The following is a 20082-nucleotide window of genomic DNA, read 5'->3' on the forward strand; positions in this document are numbered from 1 at the left end:
CGCTTGACGCCCGCGTTTAACCCCCGCGTTTTCGTCAACCTTGTCAATTTACTGAACGCTTGCGTATGTCAATTACCACTGGCTTGATCGCCCCGCCCCTTCCTCCTAGACGCACGGCCAAACCTCCCTCACGAACAGGAAAGCGAGCATGGCGAAGATCAAGGTGAAGAACCCGGTCGTCGAGATCGATGGCGACGAAATGACGCGGATCATCTGGGAATGGATCCGCGAGCGCCTGATCAAGCCCTATCTCGACATCGACCTCAAATATTACGATCTCGGCGTCGAGAAGCGCGACGAGACCAACGACCAGATCACGATCGATGCCGCCAACGCGATCAAGGAGTTCGGCGTCGGCGTGAAGTGCGCCACGATCACCCCGGACGAGGCGCGTGTCGAGGAATTCAACCTCAAGGAGATGTGGAAGTCGCCCAACGGCACGATCCGCAACATCCTGGGCGGCGTCGTGTTCCGCGAGCCGATCGTGATCTCCAACGTGCCCCGCCTGATCCCGGGCTGGACCAAGCCGATCGTCGTCGGCCGCCACGCGTTTGGCGACCAGTATCGCGCGACCGACTTCAAGGTCCCCGGCGCCGGCAAGCTGCGCCTCGTGTTCGAGGGCGCCGACGGCCAGGTGATTGACCGCGAGGTGTTCAACTTCCCCGGCTCGGGCGTCGCGATGGCGATGTACAATCTCGACGATTCGATCCGCGACTTCGCCCGCGCCTCGTTCAACTACGGCCTCAACCTGAAGTGGCCGGTCTATCTCTCGACCAAGAACACCATCCTCAAGGCCTATGACGGCCGCTTCAAGGACCTGTTCCAGGAAGTGTTCGAGACCGAGGGCTTCGCCGAGAAGTTCAAGGAAGCCGGCATCGTCTATGAGCATCGCCTGATCGACGACATGGTCGCCTCGGCGCTCAAGTGGAGCGGCGAGTTCGTCTGGGCCTGCAAGAACTATGACGGCGACGTCCAGTCGGACCAGGTCGCGCAGGGCTTCGGTTCGCTCGGCCTGATGACCTCGGTCCTGCTCTCGCCGGACGGCAAGACCGTCGAGGCCGAGGCGGCGCACGGCACCGTCACGCGCCACTATCGCCAGCACCAGCAGGGCAAGGCGACCTCGACCAACCCGATCGCCTCGATCTTCGCCTGGACCGGCGGCCTCAAGTTCCGCGGCAAGTTCGACGACACGCCCGATGTGGTGCGCTTCGCCGAGACGCTCGAGAAGGTCTGCATCGCGACCGTCGAGAGCGGCAAGATGACCAAGGACCTGGCATTGCTGATCGGCCCCGACCAGCCGTGGATGACCACCGAGCAATTCTTCGAGGCGATCCGCGCAAATCTCGAAGTCGAAATGGGAAAATGGCAGTAAGCCGCTGAAATTCCGGCCCGGGCGCCAAGACCGGCACCCGGGCCGATTTCATTTTCCTACAGCGGTGCAAATCGGCATAGACTTGCCGGTGACAAACCATTCCACCGCTGCTTAGAGTGCCGATATGGCGCTCGATCTATCAAATAGTGGCTTCAGCGACGCGCTGGTGATTCTCGGCGCGGCGGGCATCGTCATCCCCGCCTTCGCCCGCTTCCGGATCAGTCCGGTGATCGGCTTCATCCTCGTCGGCGCACTGGTCGGCCCCGCGGGGCTAGGCCAGCTCGTGCAGCAATTCCCCTGGCTCTACTATCTCACCATCACCAACCCGCATTCGATCGAGCCATTCGCCGAATTCGGCATCATCCTGCTGCTCTTCTCGATCGGGCTCGAACTCTCCTTCCGGCGATTATGGACGATGCGGACGTTGGTGTTCGGAGTCGGCGCCGCCGAACTGCTCGGTGCCGGACTGCTGATCGGCGCGGGCCTTTATTTCCTCGGTCAAAGCTGGTCCGGCGCGCTGGGCCTTGGCCTTGCGCTCGCGCTTTCCTCCACCGCGCTCGTCCTGCCCATTGCCGGCACCACCAGCCCCGTCGGCCGGTCGAGCTTCGCGATGCTGCTGTTCGAGGATCTGGCGCTGGTCCCTATCATCTTCCTCCTCGGCGCGCTCGCGCCCGCCGCCGGGAATGTCGGGATCGGCGAGTTGGCCGGCGTCCTCGGCCGCGGTGCGATCATCGTCGCGCTCCTCTATCTCGGCGGCCGGCTCTATCTGCCGCGCCTGTTCGGCCAGGCCGCGCGCACCAAGTCGCCCGAGCTGTTCCTCGCCGCCAGCCTGCTCGTCGTCATCGTCGCGAGCATGGCCACCACTGCGGTCGGCCTCTCGCCGATCGTCGGTGCGCTGCTCGCCGGACTGCTGATCGCCGAGACCGAATATCATAGCGAGGTCGAGGTCATCACTGCGCCGTTCAAGGGCCTCGCACTCGGCGTCTTCCTGATCACCGTCGGCATGCGGCTCGATTTGCGCATGGTGGTGCAGGATTGGCCGCTGCTGCTCGCCGCGATCCTCGGCGTGATGACGGTCAAGGTCGCGGTGACGACCCTGTTGCTCAAGCTGTCGGGTGCGCGCACCGCCACCGCGGCCGAGGCCGGGGTGCTGATGGCGAGCCCGTCCGAGACCACGCTGATCGTGCTGGGCGTCGCGGCGGCGGCCGGCCTGATCCTCCCTTCGACCGCCGCCTTCTGGACCACCGTCACCGCGATCGGCCTCACCATCACCCCGCTGCTCGCCAAGGCCGGGCGCTTCGCCTCGCGCAAGATCGAGGATCGCGACCACGAGAAGACCGTCGACCTGCAGGAAGTGACGATCGGCGGCTCGGTGATCATCGGCTTCGGCCGGGTCGGCCGCACGGTCGCTGACATGCTGCACGCGCATGGCAAGCCCTACATCGCGGTCGACGCCGATATCGACGGCGTCGCCGAGGCGCGGCGCGAGGGCTATACCGTGATGTTCGGCGACGTTTCGCGCAGCGAACTGGTCGATCGGCTCAACCTCGGCCATGCCGACGCGCTGATCCTGACGATGGATGACCCCGTCCTCACCGTGCGCCTCACCCGTCGCGTGCGCAGTTGGGTGCCCGACATCCCGATCATCGCCCGCGCCCGCGACGCCGCGCACGCCGCCGAGCTCTACAAGGCCGGCGCTACCGACGCGGTGCCCGAGACGCTCGAAAGTTCGCTGCAATTGTCCGAGGCGGTGCTGGTCGATCTCGGCGTCGCGGTCGGCCCGGTCATCGCCTCGATCCACGAGAAGCGCGACGAGATGCGCAAGTCGATCAAGGAAGCCGCCGCCCTCGAACGCGAACCCCGCCTGCGCCGGGTACGCAAGGAGGCGGAGGCCTAGGCCATCCGCGCCTTCACCACTCGTTCCAGCACGTCGAGCGGCATCGCGCCCTTGCGCAGCACCTCGTGGAACTGACGCGGATCCCAGTTCGCGCCCGCCTTCGCCTTGGCCTCGTCGCGCAGCCGCACCCAGACGGTGTGTCCGATCTTGTAGCTGCAGGCCTGGCCCGGCCACACCGTGTAGCGATCAATCTCGCCCTGGCTGCGGCCGCGGGCGATGCCGGTGGTGGCGATGAAATAGTCGGTCGCCTTCTCGCGGCTCCAGCGCTTGGCGTGCATGCCGCTATCGACTACCAGCCGCGTCGCCCGGAACAGCAGCGACTGGAGATAGCCGACCTGCCCCAGCGGGTCGCCTTCGAACATCCCCATCTCGTCGGCGAGCTGCTCGGTATAGAGCGCCCAGCCCTCGCTATAGGCGCTGAAGCCGCCGCGCCGCCGGATCAGCGGAATGTCGGGCGATTCGAGCGCGAGCATCACCTGCAGATGATGCCCCGGCACCGCCTCGTGGTGCGTCAGCGTCGCCAGTCCGAACTTGGGCCGGTCGAACGTGTCGCGCAGGTTGATGTAATAGATGCCCGGCCGCGAGCCATCGAGCGTCGCCGCCTGGTAATAGCCGCCCGGCGATCCCGCCTGGATCGCCGGCGGCACCCGGCGGACCTCGACCGGCGCCTTGGGCAAGGTCGCGAACTGCTCGGACAGCCGCGTCTCCATCGCCCGGATCTGCTTGTTGAGCTCGGCGAGCAGCGCCTCGCGCCCCGGATCGGTGTTGGGGAAGAGCTGGTCGGGCCGCTCGTTCAATGCCACGAGCCGCGCGCCGACGGCGCCCTCGCCCATCCCCTGCGCCTTGAGAATCGTATCGATCCGCGCGCTGATCTCGGCGACCTGCTCCAGACCCAATTTGTGGATCTCGTCCCCCGACAGCCGGGTGGTAGTCGCAGCCTCCGCCGCAGCTGCATAGTAAGCCTCGCCGTCGGGCAGCCGCCACACGCCCGCATCATGCACCGCCTTGCCGCGCAGCTCGGTCACCAGCGCGCGCTGGCGGTCGAGCGCGGGGAACACCTTCTCCGTCACGATTGTCGCCGCCGCACCGGCGCGCTCGGGCGGCAGGTTCGCCGCCTTGAGCTTCGCCGCAAAGCCGGTGACCAGCCCCGTCTCCGCCGCCGGCTTGTCGCGCAGCGCCGCATATTGCTTGAGCGCGGTGTCGAGGACATAGTCGGGCGCGAACACGCCCTTCGCCGCGTCGGTGCGCTGGCGCTCGGTCTCCTGGTCGATCACCGTCGCGAAGGCGCCGAGGCGCGCGAGATAGGCGTCGGCGTCCGCCGCGTCCTTCACCCGGTGCTGCGTGTCGAGGAAATCGGGCACATCCTGATAGGCGCCCGAGAGCTGGCTCAGCCGATAGGGGATGAAGCGCCCGCCGGTCTCACCATAGGCGAAGCGTTCGCGCCCGGCGATGCCGCGCTCGAGCTGATAGGCGACCACATCCTGGTCGAGCCGCGCATCCTCGCCGAGCGTTCCTGGATCGATCGCGCGGATCGCGGCCAGCTCGCGCTTCGAACGGGCGAGGTCGCGCGAGCTGTCCGCCGGGCTGCGTCCCGACAGCCGCGACTTGAGTGCGGCGTTCTTGCCGGTGTCGAGCCCGAGCGCGGTCGCGCCCTCCGGATTCTCCGCCAGGCGATCGGCGAAGATCTGGTCGAGCAGCGTCCGCAGCCTCGCATCACCCGCGCCCGCGGAACTCGCCTGCACGGCCCGGGCCGGAACAACACCAGCCAGCGCCGCTGCGCCAACCGAACATACGAACGAACGGCGGCGCATCGGCATCAGGCTTCCCCCTTTGTTTCGGATCAGTCGTTGAGCGCGGGAACGCGGCGGACACAGTCTGCCAGTGCCGCGGCGGTCGCGCCATCCTGCGAACGCAGCCGCGCCTCGGCCGCGGTCGAATCGCGTCCGACCTCGGTGTCGACGGCCCGCGCCGCCTTGCCCGCCGCGCGGCCCGAATCGGCGGCGGCCATGCTCCAGTAGATCTGGTGGTCGAACAGCTGCGACGCCTGTGGCGTGCCCTTGCCGAGCTTCGCGGCGGCGCTGGTCAAGGCGGCGCAGCGCAGCGCCTCGGGATAGGGCGGCAATTTCCCCTGCGGCGCTCCAGCAGAAGCCAGGGCGCCGGGGCTCACGAACAGGGCCGCAGCGGCAGCGGCGGCCAATAGAACACGATCAGGCAGCTTCTTTCTCCTCGGCAAGCGCCCCCTTCACGGCATCGATCGCGGCGGGGCCGTTTCCGCCCTCCGGTCCGCCACCCTGCGCCATGTCCGGGCGCCCGCCACCGCCCTGCCCGCCCAGTGCGGCAACGCCGCGCTTGACGAGTTCGACTGCGCTCAGGCTCCCAGTCAGGTCGTCGGTGACGCCGACCGCGATCGCTGCACGCCCTTCATTTACCGCGACAAAAGCTACCACACCTGAACCGATGCGGCCCTTGGCCTCGTCCACCGCGCCGCGCAGCGCCTTGGGATCAAGCCCATCGAGGATCTGGCCGATGAAGTTGACACCGCCGACCTGCTCGGGCCCGGCCTGCGCCGCCGCGCCACCGCCTCCGCCAAGCGCCAGCGCCTTCTTCGCCTCGGCCAGCTCCTTCTCGAGCCGCCGCCGCTCCTCGACCAGCGACAGCACGCGCGCCGGCACCTCGTCGGGCGACGCCTTGAGCGCCGCGGCGACCTCGCGCAGTTTCTCGTCGCGACCCTGCAGCCACAGCCGCGCCGCCTCGCCGGTCAGCGCCTCGATCCGCCGCACGCCGCTCGACACCGCGCTCTCGCTCACGATCTTGAAGATGGCGATGTCGCCGAGCGCCCGCACATGCGTGCCACCACACAGCTCGACCGAATAGGTCCGGTCGGCGTCATGACCCATCGAGAGCACGCGCACTTCGTCACCATATTTCTCACCGAACAGCGCAAGCGCGCCCGCCGCCACCGCATCGTCCGGAGTCATCAGCCGCGTGCCGACCGCATCATTCTCGCGGATATGGCGGTTCACGTCCGCCTCGATGTCCGCGATCTCTTGAGCGCTCAGCGCCGACGGATGCGAGAAATCGAAGCGCAGTCGATCCGGCGCCACCAGGCTGCCCTTCTGCGTGACGTGCGGCCCGAGCCGTTCGCGCAGCGCCGCATGCAGCAGGTGCGTGGCGCTGTGGTTGGCCCGCAGCTGATCGCGCCGCGCCACATCGATGGCGAGCTTCACCGTATCGCCAACCGCGATCTCGCCGGTCTCGATCGTTGCATGATGCGCATGCAGCCGGCCGAGCGGCTTGGAGGTGTCGTTGACCACCGCCCGCGCCTTGTCGCTGGCGATCAGGCCGGCATCGCCCATCTGGCCACCGCTCTCGCCGTAGAAGGGAGTCTGGTTGGTCAGGATCACGACCTCGTCGCCCTGCCCGACCTTCTCAACCCGCGCGCCTTCCTTGACGATCGCCACGACCTGGCCCTCGCCATCGGTCGCGGTGTAGCCGGTAAACTCGGTGCCGCCGAGTTCCTCGGCGATGTCGAACCACACATCGTCCGAAGCCTTGGCGCCCGAACCCTTCCACGCCGCGCGCGCCGCCGCCTTCTGCTGCGCCATCGCCGCGTCGAAGCCCTCGCGGTCGACGCTCATGCCCTGCGGGCGCAGCGCGTCCTCGGTCAGGTCATAGGGGAAGCCGAACGTGTCGTAGAGCTTGAACGCGGTCTCGCCGGGCAGCGTGTCGCCCTCGCCCATCCCCGCCGTCGCCTCGTCGAGCAGCTTGAGGCCGTTCGCCAGCGTCTGGCGGAACCGCGTCTCCTCCTGCAGCAACGTCGCCTCGATCAGCGGCTGCGCGCGGACCAGCTCGGGATAGGCGCCGCCCATCTCCGCGACCAGGCTCGGCACCATGCGGTGCATCAACGGCTCCTTGGCACCCAGGATATGCGCATGGCGCATCGCACGGCGCATGATCCGCCGCAGCACATAGCCGCGGCCCTCGTTCGCGGGCAGCACGCCGTCCGCGACCAGGAAGCCCGACGAGCGCAGATGGTCGGCGATCACGCGATGGCTCGCCTGATGCTCGCCCGTGGTCGAGGCACCGGTCAGCGCCCCGCTCTCGGCGATCAGCGCCTTGAACGTGTCGGTGTCGTAATTGTCGTGCACGCCCTGCAGCACCGCCGCGACGCGCTCCAGCCCCATGCCGGTATCGATGCTCGGCTTGGGCAGCTCGCTGACGATCTCGTCATTCTCCTGCAGATACTGCATGAAGACGAGGTTCCAGATCTCGACGAAGCGGTCGCCATCCTCCTCGGGCGAACCCGGCGGGCCGCCCCAGATATGGTCGCCATGGTCGTAGAAGATTTCCGAGCACGGCCCGCACGGCCCGTCCGATCCCATCGCCCAGAAATTGTCCTTGGTCGCGATGCGGATGATCCGCTCTTCGGGCAGGCCCGCGATCTTCCGCCACAGGTCGAACGCCTGGTCGTCGGTGTGATAGACGGTCGCGGTCAGCTTGTCGGGCGACAGGCCCCATTCCTTCGTCAGCAGCGTCCACGCATGCGTGATCGCCTGCTCTTTGAAATAGTCGCCGAACGAGAAGTTGCCGAGCATCTCGAAGAAGGTGTGGTGGCGCGCAGTGTACCCCACATTGTCGAGATCATTGTGCTTGCCGCCCGCGCGGACGCACTTCTGGCTCGACGCAGCGGTCTTGTACGGCCGCGTCTCCAGGCCGGTGAACACGTTCTTGAACGGCACCATACCGGCGTTGACGAACATAAGCGTCGGATCATTGTGCGGCACCAGCGGCGCCGACTGCACGCGCGCATGCCCCTGGTCCTCGAAATAGTCGAGGAAGCTGCGGCGGATATCGTTGGTCGAGGTCATGGCTGCGACTTAGGGGGTGAGCGGGTTCCGCTCAAGCGAAACGGTTCGATCAGGGTGATTGGGCAATCGCCGCCTTGAAACGAACATCTCACGAAGTGGGAAGATATCGGGCCATACGCGCTTCGAGCAGACGGACGAGGACCGGATCCATGTATTCATACTCGTCGGGAATATCGAGGCACACGATCCTTTGGCGGTCCAACGAAGAACGAAAATGCTTCTGGATCTTGTTTCGGTGAGCCCTTTCCATAACGAAGATGTAATCGGCCCATTCAACGAGTTCGGGGGTAAGTGGATTTTCAGCGTCGTGATTGGTACCGGCCGACGCGACGCGAATACCCTCACGACCTGCAAATAGCTGTTCGGCGGTCGGACTTCGGAGCCGGTTCTGACTGCAAACGAAGAGAAAATTCTTCATTTCAGCCCTCACCCGATCGGCTCTTCAAGCGACCTGGGCGGCACGCTGAACCATTTCGGCCCACTCGCGGTCATATGGAAGCAATCCTCCAGCCGCACCCCGAACTTGCCCGGGAGATAGATGCCCGGCTCGTTCGAGAAGCACATCCCCGGCGCCAACTTCGTCGTCTCGCCGCGCACCAGGTTGATCGGCTCATGCCCGTCCATCCCGATGCCGTGCCCGGTGCGGTGCGACAGGCCGGGCAGCTTGTAGTCCGGCCCATAGCCAAGCGATTCGTAGTAGCGCCGCACCGCGTCATCCACCGCTCCCGCCGGCGTGCCGATCTTCGCCGTGGCGAAGGCGATGTCCTGCCCCTTCCGCATCTCGTCCCACACCTTGCGCTGCTCGGCGGCCGGCTCGCCATGGACGAAGGTGCGCGAGATGTCGCTCTCATAGCCATGGACCCGCGCGCCGCAGTCCATCAGCACCACCTCATCCTTCACCACCCTCTGCGGCTTGCCGGTGCCGTGCGGATAGGCCGAAGCCTCGCCGAGCAGGATCAGGTTGAACGCCACCTCCCCGCCCAGCTTGCGCGTCGCGGCGGTCATCAGCGCGGCGATGTCCGGCGGCGTCATCCCCGCCTCGACCCGCGGATAGGTCCAGCGATAGGCCGCCATCGTCACATCCGCCGCCTTCTGCATCAGCGCGAGCTCGGCCGGGGTCTTGATCATCCGGCACCCGCGCACCACCGAATTGGCCGAAACGATCAGCCGCGCGTCCCCGATCGCCTCCGCCAGCCCCGCGACCGCGAAATGGCGCACCGTCTCCTCGATCCCAATACGGTGGTTATGCAGCTTCTTCTCGCGCAGCCAGCCCGCGATCACCGCGAACGGGCTCTCATGCTCCTGCCACACCCGGACCTGCGCCGGCACGCCGAGCGATTCGCGCACCGACGGTTCCTCGAAGAAGGGCGTGACGATCATCGGATCGCCCTCGATCGGGATCACCGCCGCGGTCAGCCGCTCGCTGCGGCTCCAGCGCACCCCGGTGAAGTAGAGCAGGCTCGCCCCAGGCTCGATCAGCACCGCGCCGATCCCGTTCGCCTTCATCAGCGCCTGCGCCCGGGCAAGCCGCGCGCGCCGCTCGTCCAACCCGATCGGCTTCACGTCGCCGGTGATGTTCGAGAGTGCCGACAAATCGGGCTCGGCGGCGCGGAGCACCCCGGCGTGCGCGGCGAGCGGGGCGACGGCGGCTGCGGCCAGCAGCGAACGGCGGGACAGGATCATGGTCGCCAGCGATACGGCCCTTGACCCGCGCGCCGCAATCCCCTGTCTAGGCGCCGCAACGAGGGGAGCCCAATGGCCAAGAGACTGACGACCTTCATCCTGATCGCACTGGTACTGGGCGCGATCCTTGGCCTGGGGCTGCATTACGGCGTCCACAATAGCTACGGCGCCGATTCGGCGGGTGCCGAGGCGCAGCTCAAGACGCTCGCCGGTTATTTTTCGATCGTCACCACGATCTTCCTGCGCCTGATCAAGATGATCATCGCCCCGCTGGTGTTCGCGACGCTCGTCGCCGGCATCGCGCATATGGGCGACACCGCGGCGCTCGGCCGCGTCGGTGGCCGCGCGGTCGGCTGGTTCATCTGCGCCAGCCTCGTCTCGCTCACGCTGGGCTTGATCCTCGTCAACCTGTTCCAGCCCGGCGTCGGGCTCAACTTCCCGCTGCCCCCCAGCGATGCCGTGAGCGGAGTCGAGAAGGCCGCTTTCAACCTCAAGGACTTCTTCACCCACGTCTTCCCTGCCTCGGGGGTCGAGGCGATGGCAAAGAACGAGATCCTCCAGATCGTGATCTTCTCGCTGTTCATCGGCGTGGCGATCACCGCGGTGGGCGAGAAAGCCAAGCCGCTGGTCAGTGCGATCGAGGCGCTGGTGCACGTGATGCTGCAGGTGACCAACTACGTCATGCGCTTCGCCCCGGTCGCGGTGTTCGCGGCGGTGGCGGGCACGCTGGCCGAGCGCGGACCGACGATCATCGGCAACCTCGCCTATTTCATGGGCACCTTTTACCTTGCGATGTTCCTGCTATGGGCGGTGCTCATCGCCGTCTGCTTCCTGATCGTCGGCAAGCGCACCGGGCTGCTCGTCCGTTACATCCGCGATCCGCTGCTGCTCGCCTTCTCCACCGCCTCGTCCGAAGCCGCCTATCCGCGCACGCTCGAGGCGCTCGACCGGTTCGGCGTGCCGCCGCGCATCGCCAGCTTCGTGCTGCCCTTGGGCTACAGCTTCAACCTCGACGGCTCGATGATTTACATGACCTTCGCGACGATCTTCATCGCGCAGGCCTATGGCATCGATCTGACCCTCGGGCAGGAAATCACGATGCTGCTGGTGCTGATGATCACCAGCAAGGGCATCGCCGGCGTTCCGCGCGCCAGCCTGGTGGTGATCGCCGCGACGCTGAGCTTCTTCGACATTCCCGAGGCCGGCCTGCTGCTGATCCTCGGCATCGACCATTTCCTCGACATGGGCCGTTCGGCGACCAACGTCGTCGGCAATGCAGTGGCGAGCGCGGTGGTCGCGAAATGGGAGGGCGGCCGCCTCGACCCGATCGAGCCCGCCGATATCGAGCCGCCGCACGCACCGACCGGCCATGGTCCGGCGGAGGATGTGCAGAGCTTCAGCGAGGTCGGCGAGCACCCACCCCGGCATCAGGCCCCCGAAAATCAGGCATAGGCATAGGGCCCGCCCGCGGCGACCGCGGCCTGATAGGCCGGGCGGGCATGCACTTTGTTCAGCCACGCGATCGTCGCGGGGCGCGACCCGTCAAGTCCCGCGCGGCTGCGCGCCGCCTCGAGCGGAAAGCTCATCATCACATCGGCGGCGCTGAACTCGTCCCCCGCGAACCAGTCATGCTCGGCGAGATGCGCCTCGACATAATCGAGATGCACGTCGATCATCGGCTGGATCTTCTTCTGCGCGGTCTTGCCGAGCAGCGGCACGCGGCCGAGCACCAGCTTGACCAGCAAGGGCGGCATCAGCGAACCTTCGGCATAGTGAAGGAAGTGGCGGTAGCGCAGCACGGACTCGCGATGCGCGGGTGGGCCGAGTCTGCCATCGGCCTTCTCGACCAGATACTCGATGATCGCGCCGGTCTCGGCGATCGTCCGGCCAAGCCCGCCATCGGCCTCGTCATCGACGATCACCGGCGACTTGCCGAGCGGATGCACCGCCCGCAGCTCTGGCGGCGCGAGCATCGTCGCCTTGTTCCGCTGGTAGAACTCGATTCGGTACGGCAGTCCGAGTTCCTCGAGCAGCCACAGGACACGTTGCGAGCGCGAATTCTCCAGATGGTGGACGGTGATCATCGTCAGCCTCTCCTCATTGATCTCCGCCTGCCCGCTGCGCCGCTGGCCGCAGCAGGTCCCTCAAGAACCCCCGGCCGGATCGATCGCGATCAACTCCACGGTGAACAGCAAGGTCGCGCCGCCCGGAATCGGGCTTCTCCCCTTCGGCCCATAGCCAAGCTCCTGCGGAATCGCGAACTCGACCTTGTCGCCGATGCCCATCAGCTGAACGCCCTCCTGCCACCCCCGGATCACGCGATTGAGCGGGAACGTCGCGGGCTCGCCGCGTTTGACCGAGCTGTCGAACTCCGCGCCGTCGCTGAAGGTGCCGACATAGTGCACGGTCACCTCATCGCTCGGGCCTGGCCGCGTGCCGCTGCCATTGCCGGCAATGCGGCGCCATCGCAGCCCGCTCGCAGTGACGTGCCATCCTGTGGCGCCCTGGCGCTCGGCGAGCGCAAGCATCTGCCGGTTATGCCAGGCCGTATCCTGCGAAAGGTCGGGCACGGCGGCATCTTGACCGGCAACGGAGGCCGGAATGGCGGCAAGCGCATAACCAAACGCAAGCAAGGAAGCTCCTGAAATCCCCCGTCCCAACCCGTTCTCCATTCTTCGCAGTTGTTTCGTCCGAGCAGCTATCACATCGTGCGGTCAATCACATCCTCGTGAAACCGAAAGACCCGGCGCGTGGGGCGCCGGGCCTTCCGATGGGAAACTAGTCCCGTGACCGCCGCCGCTCCATCTCGGTGCGGCGCGGCCCAATCCTGTTCGCGCGGGCCTGTCATCGCCCGAAGTTGACCAAGTTACGCGTAACGGCGCGCAACCTGTCGCCTTTGTCAGAGCTCGCCGTCGTCGTCCTCGGCGTCTGGTCCGGTCATCATCTCCTCGGCGACCTGCTCGGTGCGGTTGCGGATCGCGGCCTCGAGCCGGGCGCAGAGGTCCGCATTCTCCTTGAGGAAGGTCTTGGCGTTCTCGCGGCCCTGGCCGATCCGGACGCTGTCATAGCTGAACCACGCGCCCGACTTCTCGACCAGCCCGGCCTTGACGCCGAGATCGAGGATCTCGCCGATCTTGGAAATGCCCTCGCCATACATGATGTCGAACTCGACCTGCTTGAACGGCGGTGCGACCTTGTTCTTCACCACCTTCACGCGGGTGGTGTTGCCGATGATGTCGTCACGGTCCTTGATCTGGCCGGTGCGGCGGATGTCGAGGCGGACCGAGGCGTAGAATTTCAGCGCATTGCCGCCGGTCGTGGTCTCGGGGTTGCCGTACATCACGCCGATCTTCATGCGCAGCTGGTTGATGAAGATCACCATGCAGCGCGAGCGGCTGATCGAACCGGTGAGCTTGCGCAGCGACTGCGACATCAGCCGCGCCTGCAGGCCGACATGGCTGTCGCCCATCTCGCCCTCGATCTCGGCACGGGGCACCAGCGCGGCCACCGAATCGACCACCAGCACGTCGATCGCGTTCGAGCGCACCAGCGTGTCGACGATCTCGAGCGCCTGCTCGCCGGTGTCGGGCTGCGAGACGATCAGCTCGTCGATATCGACGCCGAGCTTCTTGGCATAGACTGGATCGAGCGCATGCTCGGCGTCGACGAATGCGGCGACGCCGCCATTCCGCTGCGCTTCGGCGATCACGTGCAGCGCGAGCGTGGTCTTGCCCGAGCTTTCGGGGCCGTACACCTCGATCACGCGGCCGCGCGGCAGCCCGCCAACGCCCAGCGCGATATCGAGCCCGAGCGAACCGGTCGAGATCGCCTCGACCTGCATCGTCTCCTTCGAGCCCAGCCGCATGGCGCTGCCCTTGCCGAAGGCGCGGTCGATCTGCGCGAGTGCGGCGTCGAGCGCCTTCTGCTTGTCCGAAGAAATCGCCATGTTTCCGTCGATCACCTTGAGGGAAGCTGCCATCCGAAGTCTCCGTCGCTAGAGGCTTTGCGTGTCCTCTTCAACACGCTCTGTTCAATCTCTGTCTGCCACTTGTGTATATCGTTTGTTCCGATAGAACAAGAGTGGAACGATCTTTTTTTGTTCTCCTTTTCGGAGTGCCGCCGATGACCGAGCCGAAACGCTGCCGCTGGGCCGAGGGCGATCCGCTGATGACGGCCTATCATGACGCCGAATGGGGCGTGCCCGTGCGCGATTCGCGCCTGTTGTGGGAGATGCTGATGCTGGAGGGGTTCCAGGCCGGCCTGTCCTGGTCGATCATCCTCAAGCGCCGCGAGAGTTTCCGCGCTGCGTTTGCCAACTGGGATCCGGCGAAGGTCGCCGCATTCGGCCCGGCGGACATCGAACGCCTGATGGCCGACCCCGGCATCATCCGCGCCCGCACCAAGATCGAGGCGGCGACCGGCAATGCCAAGGCCTATCTCGCCTTTGCCGAGCGGGGCGAGGATTTCGGCGCCTGGGCGTGGGAGCTGGCGGGCGGTGCGCCGGTGAAAGGCGACGGCATCAGCCTTCCCGCCAAGACGGAGACGTCCGAGGCGATTTCCAGGGCATTGAAGAAGCGCGGGTTCAAGTTCGTGGGACCGGTGATCGTCTATGCCTGGATGCAGGCGGTGGGGATGGTCAACGACCATGCGAAGGACTGCTTCCGGCGAAACGCGGTGTGACCGGCGGGTTGACGCGCGCCATTTCATGCATCATTTAAAGTTACATGATTCGTGACAGCCGCCTGTCGGGCGTTCTTCATCTACTATTGCATCTCGCCGACCATGACGGGCCGATGCCGTCGGAACTGCTGGCCAAGGCGATGGACACGAATCCCGTGGTCATCCGCCGCATCCTCGCTGGCTTGCGTGAGCGCGGCCATGTGCGCTCCGAGAAGGGCCATGGCGGCGGCTGGACACTCGCAAGGGGGCTCGACGAGCTTACCCTGCTCGATGTCTATGAAGCGCTGGGCCGCCCTGCCCTGCTCGCCATCGGCAACCGGTCGGCACAGCCCCGCTGTCTGGTCGAGCAGGCGGTCAATGCAGCGCTGGACGAGACGTTCGCCGCCGCCGAGGCGCTGATGCTGGCGCGATTGAAGCACGTAACGCTGGCTGATCTCCAGGACGATTTCCGCGCCCGTCTCGCGGCGCTTCCCATGCCTTGCGAAAAGGATCACCCCCATGACCACTGACGGCGCCCAGCAGTTCCTCGACAAGTTCGCCGATCCCGCCGCCGTCGCCAACTATGCCGAGAACCCGCCGCGCTACGTGCCCGGCTTCGCCGACCTCCACCGCATGACCGGCATCCTGCTCGCCGAGCGGGTGCCGGGGGACGCGCATATCCTGGTGCTAGGCGCGGGCGGCGGGCTGGAACTCAAGGCGCTTGCAGCGGCTTATCCCGGCTGGTGCTTCACCGGGGTCGATCCCGCCGCGGCAATGCTCGACCTGGCGGCGAGGACCCTCGGACCCGATACGCACCGCGCCGAGCTGATCGACGGCTATATCGACGATGCCCCGCCCGGCCCGTTCGACGGCGCGGTGTGCCTGCTGACATTGCACTTCCTCCCCGCGGACGAACGCTCGCGCACCGCCGCCGCGATCCGTGCCCGGCTCAAGCCCGGCGCGCCGTTCGTCGTGGCGCACAGCAGCTTCCCGCAGGATGCCGAGCGCGGGCGATGGCTGGACCGCTATGCCGCCTTCGCCATCGCCTCCAGCGCGGATCCGGAACAGGCGCGCGGCGCGCGAAACGCGGTCGATACCAGCCTCAACATGCTCTCGCCCGAGGCGGACGAGGCCGTGCTCAACGTTGCAGGGTTTCATGACGTGACGCTCTTCTACGCAGCGTTCACCTGGCGTGGCTGGGTCGGCTACGCCTGATCGCAACTAGGCGCTTGCCCTGCCCCCGGCTTGAGGCGATCCTGCGCGGCCATGAGCGACCTCTCCGCCTTCATCGCGGGCCTGCCCAAGGCCGAGCTGCACCTGCATATCGAGGGCAGCCTCGAGCCCGAGCTGATGTTCGCGCTGGCGAAGCGCAACAGGGTCGCGATCCCGTTCGACAGTGTGGAGGCGGTCCGCGCCGCCTACAGCTTCTCGCGGCTGCAGGATTTTCTCGACATCTACTATGCCGGCGCCGACGTGCTGCGGACCGAGCAGGACTTCTATGACCTTGCCGATGCCTATTTCGCGCGCGCCGCGGTGGACGGCGTGGTGCATGCCGAGATCTTCTTCGATCCGCAGACCCACACCGATCGCGGCATCCCGTTCCAGGTCGTGGCCGACGGCCTGCTCGCGGCGATGCATGATGCGGAGGCCCGGCATGGGCTCAGCTCGAAGCTGATCCTGTGCTTCCTGCGCCACCTCGACGAAGAGGCGGCGTTCGCCACGCTGAACGCGGCAGAGCCCTGGCTCGACCGGATCGAAGGCGTCGGTCTCGATTCGTCCGAAGTTGGACATCCGCCCGAAAAATTCGCGCGCGTGTTCGCCGCGGCGGGCGACATGGGCCTCAAGCGCGTCGCGCATGCCGGCGAAGAGGGGCCGCCCGATTATGTGTGGCAGGCACTCGACCTGCTCAACATCGACCGGCTCGACCATGGCAACCGCAGCCTCGAGGACCCGGCGCTGGTGCGGCGGCTGGCGGACGAGGGGATGACTCTCACCGTGTGCCCGCTCTCCAATCTGAAGCTGTGCGTGGTGGGCGACATGGCCAGCCATCCGCTCGACCGGATGCTCGCGGAAGGTCTCAACGCCACGGTCAATTCGGACGATCCGGCCTATTTCGGGGGCTATGTCGCGGACAATTACCGCGCGGTCGCCGCTGCACGCGGCCTGGGCAAGGCCGAGCTGGTCACGCTGGCGCGCAACAGCTTCACCGGTTCGTTCCTCGACGATGCGGCCAAGGCCGCACACCTCGCCCTTCTCGACGCGTTCGTGGCGGCGCATTGATGCCGGTCTTCACCCCGATCCCGCACGAGCAGTTCGTCGCCGACGTGCTCGCCATTGCCGCGGCAATCCATGCGGACGTGGAGTGGAAGCCCGACTTCATCATCGGTATCGGCCGCGGCGGTCTCGCGCCGGCGGTCTATCTGAGCCACGCGACGGGCATGTCGATGCTTTCGGTCGACCACAGTTCGCAAGTCCACGACTTCGCTGATGCCCCGCTCGAGCGGCTCGCGGCACGCACCCGGGCTGGCGAGCGGCTGCTGTTCCTCGACGACATCAACGACAGCGGCGCGACGATCGCCAAGCTGCGCGCCAAACTCGCCACGGCTGGCGCGGCGCCGGGGGCGGTGCGCTTCGCGACGCTGCTCGACAATGCGACCTCCAGCCAGCGCGTCGAATATGCGGCGCGGACGATCGACCGTGCGGTGACCAAGGACTGGTTCGTCTTCCCCTGGGAAGCGGTGGCCCCCGCCGCCGCCATTGCGGCGGACGCTGCGGAAGTGCCCGAGCGAACCGCCTAGAGCGCGTCGAACGCCTGTTCGATCGCATCCATGGTGAAGGGCTTGGCCAGCACCGGGCGGTGCTTGTGCCCGGCGGCGATCGTGTCGTCACTGCCCCCGGTCGCGACGAGGAACGGGATCCCCGCTTCCGCCAGCGCGTCGGCGACGGGCCAGCATTTCTCGCCGCCGTTCAGGTGGACGTCGACGATCGCCGCATCGATGCCGCCCGCGGCCACCAAAGGCAGCGCGGTCGAGACGCTGTCGGCGACGCCCGCGACCTGCTTGCCGAGGATGCCGAGGAAATCCTCGAGCATCATGGCAATCAGCGGTTCGTCCTCGACGACAAGGATGCGTAACGGGGCGGTCATCGCGCTCGGCTTTGCCGGAAAAATCGCCTTATGCCAAGAACTTATTTCGTAGTCAGCGCGGCGCGCGCGGCCTCCGCAAGCTGCTGTACCGAAAAGGGTTTGGGGAGGAACGCGACATTGTCGAGGTCGATCGACTTGCGCAGCTGCTCCTCGGCATAGCCCGACATGAAGACGATCTTGAGATCGGGATAACGCTTGCGCGCGTGGCGCACCATCGTCGGCCCGTCCATCGTCGGCATCACCACGTCGGTGATGAGCAGGTCGGGCTTCTGGCTGGTGGCGAGGAGTTCGAGCGCGGCCTCGCCATTCTCGGCGGTGAGCACGGTATAGCCCTGCCGCGCCAGCGCGCGCTCGGCGACGGCGCGGACCATCGCCTCGTCCTCGACCAGCAGCACGGTGCCGCTGCCCCACAGGTCGCCCTGGACGGGCTTGGCTGCCGGGACCTTGGCGGCGACATCCCCCGCTGCGTTGGCGGGCAGGTAGATGGTGAACACCGCCCCCTTCCCCTTGGGACTTTCGGCGAAGATGAACCCGCCCGACTGTTTGATGATGCCATAGACGGTCGACAGGCCGAGCCCGGTGCCCTTCCCCACTTCCTTGGTGGTGAAGAACGGCTCCCAGATATGCGCGAGCACGTCGGCGGGAATGCCGGTGCCGGTGTCGGAGATGCGCAGCGCGGTATAGTCGCCGACCGGCAGCACATCATCGTCCATCGCGCGGACTTCGTGCGCGGGAACGCCGAAGGTCTCGATGGTGAGCGTGCCGCCGCCGTTCGGGCTCTTGGTCAGCATCGCATCGCGCGCGTTAACGGCGAGGTTCACCACGACCTGCTCGAGCTGGCCCGGGTCGGCGCGCACCGGCCCCAGGTTGCGGCCGTGGCTCACCACCAGATCGACCGTCTCGCCGAGCAGGCGCTTCAAGAGGTTCGAAACCTCCGAGATCACGTCGGGCAGCTGCAGCACCTGCGGGCGCAGCGTCTGCTGGCGCGAGAAGGCGAGCAGCTGGCGGGTGAGCGCGGCGGCGCGGTTCGAGTTGATCAGGATCTGCTGGATGTCGTCATAGTCGCTGTCGCCCGGCGCGTGGCGCATCAGCATCAGGTCGCAATGGCCGATGATCGCGGTGAGGATGTTGTTGAAATCGTGCGCCACGCCGCCGGCGAGCTGGCCCACCGCCTGCATCTTGGTCGCCTGCGCCACCTGGCGCTTGAGGCGCCCCTCCTCGCCCGCATCCTTGAGGCTGAGCAGCACCGCCGCCTCGCCGAGCCCGCGCGCGGCGGCGATCGAGATCGCGACCCCCTCGTCGGGCGCATCGGCGAATCGCACCGTCATGTCCATCGAATGCACCGCCCCCGCGGCGAAACGGCGGATCGCGTCGGCCAGCGCGGTCTTGTCCTCGCGCACCACCAGGTCGCCGGGATAGAGCGGCGGGTTGGCGGGGTTGACGTGCGCGGCGCGGACGAACGCGTCGTTCATGTGCACGAAGCGCCCGTCGCCGCCGACCAGCGCGATGCCCGAGGGCAGCAGCGAGATCAGCGAGCGGACATGCGCGCCGGCGGTATCGCCGATCGCCGGATGCGGGATCGCCAGCTCGTCGTCGAGCAGCGCGACCAGCATCGGCGCGTTCTCGCCATCGAGGAAGGGGATCTCGAGCACGCGCAGCGGCGTGCCCGACAGGCCCTCGCGCTCAAAGCGCACGATGCCGAGATTGTCGGTGATCAGGAAGCGCGTGAAGTCGCGCCCCTCGATCATCGCATTCTCGTCGCCCATCGCGCGCTGGCGCACCACGCGGTTGGCGGCGCGCACGCGGCCGTCGCCGCCGAGCAGCGCCATCATGATCCCGGCGCTGCCCAGGCGGTCGCCCGAAGCGCCTGCGACCAGCGACTGCGCCTGCTTGGTCAGGTCGACCACGTCGGTGCCGGCGAAGCGCCACACCAGCATCGAATCGCCCACGCGCGTGATGTGGGCGGTGAGCTTGGTGCCCGCCGTCTCGAACGTGCCGCTCGAGGCGTTGCCGTCGCGCCACGCCGCGCGCCCTGCGGTGCCGAGCTGCGCCGAGACCCATTCGCTCGGCACCACGCCCGGCGGGGCGGGATAGCTGGGGAACAGCGCGCCGAACCGCTCATTGGCGCAGACCAGGCGCCCGGCACGATCGGTGACGGCGAGCGCGTCATTGCTCATCGACGCCAGCGTATGCGCGACCGACCAGTCGACCGCCGGTTCGTCGGCCTTCGCGGAGGGAAGCAGACGCACGGCGAGGAACACGGCGCCCGCGATCACCAGCGCCCCCGCGAGGAACCCCGCCGCAACCAGCGTCGAACCGGTCAGCCAGAGGATGATCCCGGCCGCCGCCGCGCCTGCCGCAAGCGCGACGATCAGCGGCGGGAGGGCGGAGCGGCGGTCTTCATCGGAGGGAGCGGGACGCGAGGCCATCGTTCCCTTTCCCGCCCCCCTGTCAAACC

18 protein-coding genes are annotated in these 20082 nt (G+C 67.0%); 8 read left to right on the forward strand and 10 right to left on the reverse strand.

Annotated elements, in window-relative coordinates; genetic code table 11:
* Window positions 1–148: 148 nt before the first annotated feature.
* Together OK349_RS02350 and OK349_RS02355 are read left to right on the forward strand one after the other, a co-directional pair.
* Entirely contained in the window at window positions 149–1372 is a 1224-nt protein-coding gene (locus OK349_RS02350) for an NADP-dependent isocitrate dehydrogenase (protein ID WP_265116227.1), read from the forward strand.
* 124 nt (window positions 1373–1496) lie between these two features.
* Window positions 1497–3269 carry a cation:proton antiporter domain-containing protein gene (locus tag OK349_RS02355; protein ID WP_265116228.1) on the forward strand — a complete coding sequence of 591 codons (1773 nt, stop codon included), beginning with the start codon at window positions 1497–1499 and terminating at the stop codon, window positions 3267–3269.
* On the opposite strand, the gene OK349_RS02360 is transcribed toward OK349_RS02355, so the two are convergent.
* From OK349_RS02360 to OK349_RS02380, 5 genes are all read right to left on the reverse strand, one after another.
* Window positions 3266–5080 carry a DUF885 domain-containing protein gene (locus OK349_RS02360; protein ID WP_265118511.1) on the reverse strand — a complete coding sequence of 605 codons (1815 nt, stop codon included), beginning with the start codon at window positions 5078–5080 and terminating at the stop codon, window positions 3266–3268. The two genes, OK349_RS02355 and OK349_RS02360, sit on opposite strands and share 4 nt — an antisense overlap.
* Before the next feature lie 29 nt (window positions 5081–5109).
* Window positions 5110–5391: a hypothetical protein gene (locus OK349_RS02365; RefSeq protein ID WP_265116229.1), complete on the reverse strand. Its 282-nt coding sequence runs from the start codon at window positions 5389–5391 to the stop codon at window positions 5110–5112.
* A gap of 85 nt (window positions 5392–5476) precedes the next feature.
* A complete protein-coding gene (gene alaS / locus OK349_RS02370; protein ID WP_265116230.1) occupies window positions 5477–8137 on the reverse strand; it encodes an alanine--tRNA ligase in 2661 nt (886 codons plus the stop codon).
* Window positions 8138–8225: 88 nt separating this feature from the next.
* Complete coding sequence (locus OK349_RS02375; RefSeq protein WP_265116231.1) at window positions 8226–8555, reverse strand: low molecular weight protein tyrosine phosphatase family protein; 330 nt, start codon at window positions 8553–8555, stop codon at window positions 8226–8228.
* 8 nt (window positions 8556–8563) lie between these two features.
* Window positions 8564–9820, reverse strand: coding sequence for a M24 family metallopeptidase (locus OK349_RS02380; RefSeq protein ID WP_265116232.1), 1257 nt, complete (start codon window positions 9818–9820; stop codon window positions 8564–8566).
* A 72-nt stretch (window positions 9821–9892) separates the two neighbouring features.
* Here OK349_RS02380 and OK349_RS02385 point away from each other — a divergent pair, with 72 nt between their 5' ends.
* The gene (locus OK349_RS02385) at window positions 9893–11272 is read left to right on the forward strand and encodes a dicarboxylate/amino acid:cation symporter (RefSeq protein ID WP_265116233.1); all 1380 of its coding nucleotides are present in this window, start codon (window positions 9893–9895) and stop codon (window positions 11270–11272) included.
* Here OK349_RS02385 and OK349_RS02390 read toward each other — a convergent pair.
* The 3 genes from OK349_RS02390 to recA all read right to left on the reverse strand — a co-directional run bounded on the left by OK349_RS02390 (window position 11263) and on the right by recA (window position 13799).
* Complete coding sequence (locus tag OK349_RS02390) at window positions 11263–11904, reverse strand: glutathione S-transferase family protein (protein ID WP_265116234.1); 642 nt, start codon at window positions 11902–11904, stop codon at window positions 11263–11265. The two genes, OK349_RS02385 and OK349_RS02390, sit on opposite strands and share 10 nt — an antisense overlap.
* Before the next feature lie 60 nt (window positions 11905–11964).
* Window positions 11965–12492, reverse strand: a complete 528-nt coding sequence (locus tag OK349_RS02395) for an FKBP-type peptidyl-prolyl cis-trans isomerase (RefSeq protein ID WP_265116235.1) — start codon at window positions 12490–12492, stop codon at window positions 11965–11967.
* A 227-nt stretch (window positions 12493–12719) separates the two neighbouring features.
* Window positions 12720–13799 carry a recombinase RecA gene (gene recA, locus OK349_RS02400; RefSeq protein ID WP_301531109.1) on the reverse strand — a complete coding sequence of 360 codons (1080 nt, stop codon included), beginning with the start codon at window positions 13797–13799 and terminating at the stop codon, window positions 12720–12722.
* 143 nt (window positions 13800–13942) lie between these two features.
* On the opposite strand from recA, the gene OK349_RS02405 reads away from it, so the two are divergent.
* Genes OK349_RS02405 through OK349_RS02425 form a run of 5 tightly spaced genes read left to right on the forward strand, consistent with a single transcriptional unit; the run spans window position 13943 to window position 17277 of the window.
* Window positions 13943–14500 (forward strand): DNA-3-methyladenine glycosylase I, encoded by a 558-nt coding sequence (locus tag OK349_RS02405; protein ID WP_265116236.1) that lies wholly within the window; start codon window positions 13943–13945, stop codon window positions 14498–14500.
* A 44-nt stretch (window positions 14501–14544) separates the two neighbouring features.
* Window positions 14545–15009 (forward strand): Rrf2 family transcriptional regulator, encoded by a 465-nt coding sequence (locus tag OK349_RS02410; RefSeq protein ID WP_265116237.1) that lies wholly within the window; start codon window positions 14545–14547, stop codon window positions 15007–15009.
* Window positions 14999–15694 (forward strand): class I SAM-dependent methyltransferase, encoded by a 696-nt coding sequence (locus OK349_RS02415; RefSeq protein ID WP_265116238.1) that lies wholly within the window; start codon window positions 14999–15001, stop codon window positions 15692–15694. Before OK349_RS02410 ends, OK349_RS02415 begins: the two co-directional genes overlap by 11 nt.
* A gap of 51 nt (window positions 15695–15745) precedes the next feature.
* Window positions 15746–16759: an adenosine deaminase gene (locus OK349_RS02420; protein WP_265116239.1), complete on the forward strand. Its 1014-nt coding sequence runs from the start codon at window positions 15746–15748 to the stop codon at window positions 16757–16759.
* Window positions 16759–17277 (forward strand): phosphoribosyltransferase, encoded by a 519-nt coding sequence (locus OK349_RS02425; RefSeq protein WP_265116240.1) that lies wholly within the window; start codon window positions 16759–16761, stop codon window positions 17275–17277. Before OK349_RS02420 ends, OK349_RS02425 begins: the two co-directional genes overlap by 1 nt.
* On the opposite strand, the gene OK349_RS02430 is transcribed toward OK349_RS02425, so the two are convergent.
* Window positions 17274–17624, reverse strand: coding sequence for a response regulator (locus OK349_RS02430; protein ID WP_265116241.1), 351 nt, complete (start codon window positions 17622–17624; stop codon window positions 17274–17276). The two genes, OK349_RS02425 and OK349_RS02430, sit on opposite strands and share 4 nt — an antisense overlap.
* A gap of 41 nt (window positions 17625–17665) precedes the next feature.
* Window positions 17666–20053, reverse strand: coding sequence for a hybrid sensor histidine kinase/response regulator (locus OK349_RS02435; RefSeq protein WP_265116242.1), 2388 nt, complete (start codon window positions 20051–20053; stop codon window positions 17666–17668).
* Between the last annotated feature and the right edge of the window lie 29 nt (window positions 20054–20082).

The sequence above is a fragment of the Sphingomonas sp. BT-65 genome, assembly GCF_026107375.2.
GTDB lineage: Bacteria > Pseudomonadota > Alphaproteobacteria > Sphingomonadales > Sphingomonadaceae > Sphingomonas.

Excerpts from the sequence above, each read along its gene's own strand:
- OK349_RS02350 (WP_265116227.1), top strand. The coding sequence starts at position 149 with ATGGCGAAGATCAAGGTGAAGAACCCGGTCGTCGAGATCGATGGCGAC.
- OK349_RS02355 (WP_265116228.1), top strand. The coding sequence starts at position 1,497 with ATGGCGCTCGATCTATCAAATAGTGGCTTCAGCGACGCGCTGGTGATT.
- OK349_RS02360 (WP_265118511.1), bottom strand. The coding sequence starts at position 5,080 with ATGCGCCGCCGTTCGTTCGTATGTTCGGTTGGCGCAGCGGCGCTGGCT.
- alaS (WP_265116230.1), bottom strand. The coding sequence starts at position 8,137 with ATGACCTCGACCAACGATATCCGCCGCAGCTTCCTCGACTATTTCGAG.
- OK349_RS02375 (WP_265116231.1), bottom strand. The coding sequence starts at position 8,555 with ATGAAGAATTTTCTCTTCGTTTGCAGTCAGAACCGGCTCCGAAGTCCG.
- OK349_RS02380 (WP_265116232.1), bottom strand. The coding sequence starts at position 9,820 with ATGATCCTGTCCCGCCGTTCGCTGCTGGCCGCAGCCGCCGTCGCCCCG.
- OK349_RS02385 (WP_265116233.1), top strand. The coding sequence starts at position 9,893 with ATGGCCAAGAGACTGACGACCTTCATCCTGATCGCACTGGTACTGGGC.
- OK349_RS02390 (WP_265116234.1), bottom strand. The coding sequence starts at position 11,904 with ATGATCACCGTCCACCATCTGGAGAATTCGCGCTCGCAACGTGTCCTG.
- OK349_RS02395 (WP_265116235.1), bottom strand. The coding sequence starts at position 12,492 with ATGGAGAACGGGTTGGGACGGGGGATTTCAGGAGCTTCCTTGCTTGCG.
- recA (WP_301531109.1), bottom strand. The coding sequence starts at position 13,799 with ATGGCAGCTTCCCTCAAGGTGATCGACGGAAACATGGCGATTTCTTCG.
- OK349_RS02405 (WP_265116236.1), top strand. The coding sequence starts at position 13,943 with ATGACCGAGCCGAAACGCTGCCGCTGGGCCGAGGGCGATCCGCTGATG.
- OK349_RS02410 (WP_265116237.1), top strand. The coding sequence starts at position 14,545 with ATGATTCGTGACAGCCGCCTGTCGGGCGTTCTTCATCTACTATTGCAT.
- OK349_RS02415 (WP_265116238.1), top strand. The coding sequence starts at position 14,999 with ATGACCACTGACGGCGCCCAGCAGTTCCTCGACAAGTTCGCCGATCCC.
- OK349_RS02420 (WP_265116239.1), top strand. The coding sequence starts at position 15,746 with ATGAGCGACCTCTCCGCCTTCATCGCGGGCCTGCCCAAGGCCGAGCTG.
- OK349_RS02425 (WP_265116240.1), top strand. The coding sequence starts at position 16,759 with ATGCCGGTCTTCACCCCGATCCCGCACGAGCAGTTCGTCGCCGACGTG.
- OK349_RS02430 (WP_265116241.1), bottom strand. The coding sequence starts at position 17,624 with ATGACCGCCCCGTTACGCATCCTTGTCGTCGAGGACGAACCGCTGATT.
- OK349_RS02435 (WP_265116242.1), bottom strand. The coding sequence starts at position 20,053 with ATGGCCTCGCGTCCCGCTCCCTCCGATGAAGACCGCCGCTCCGCCCTC.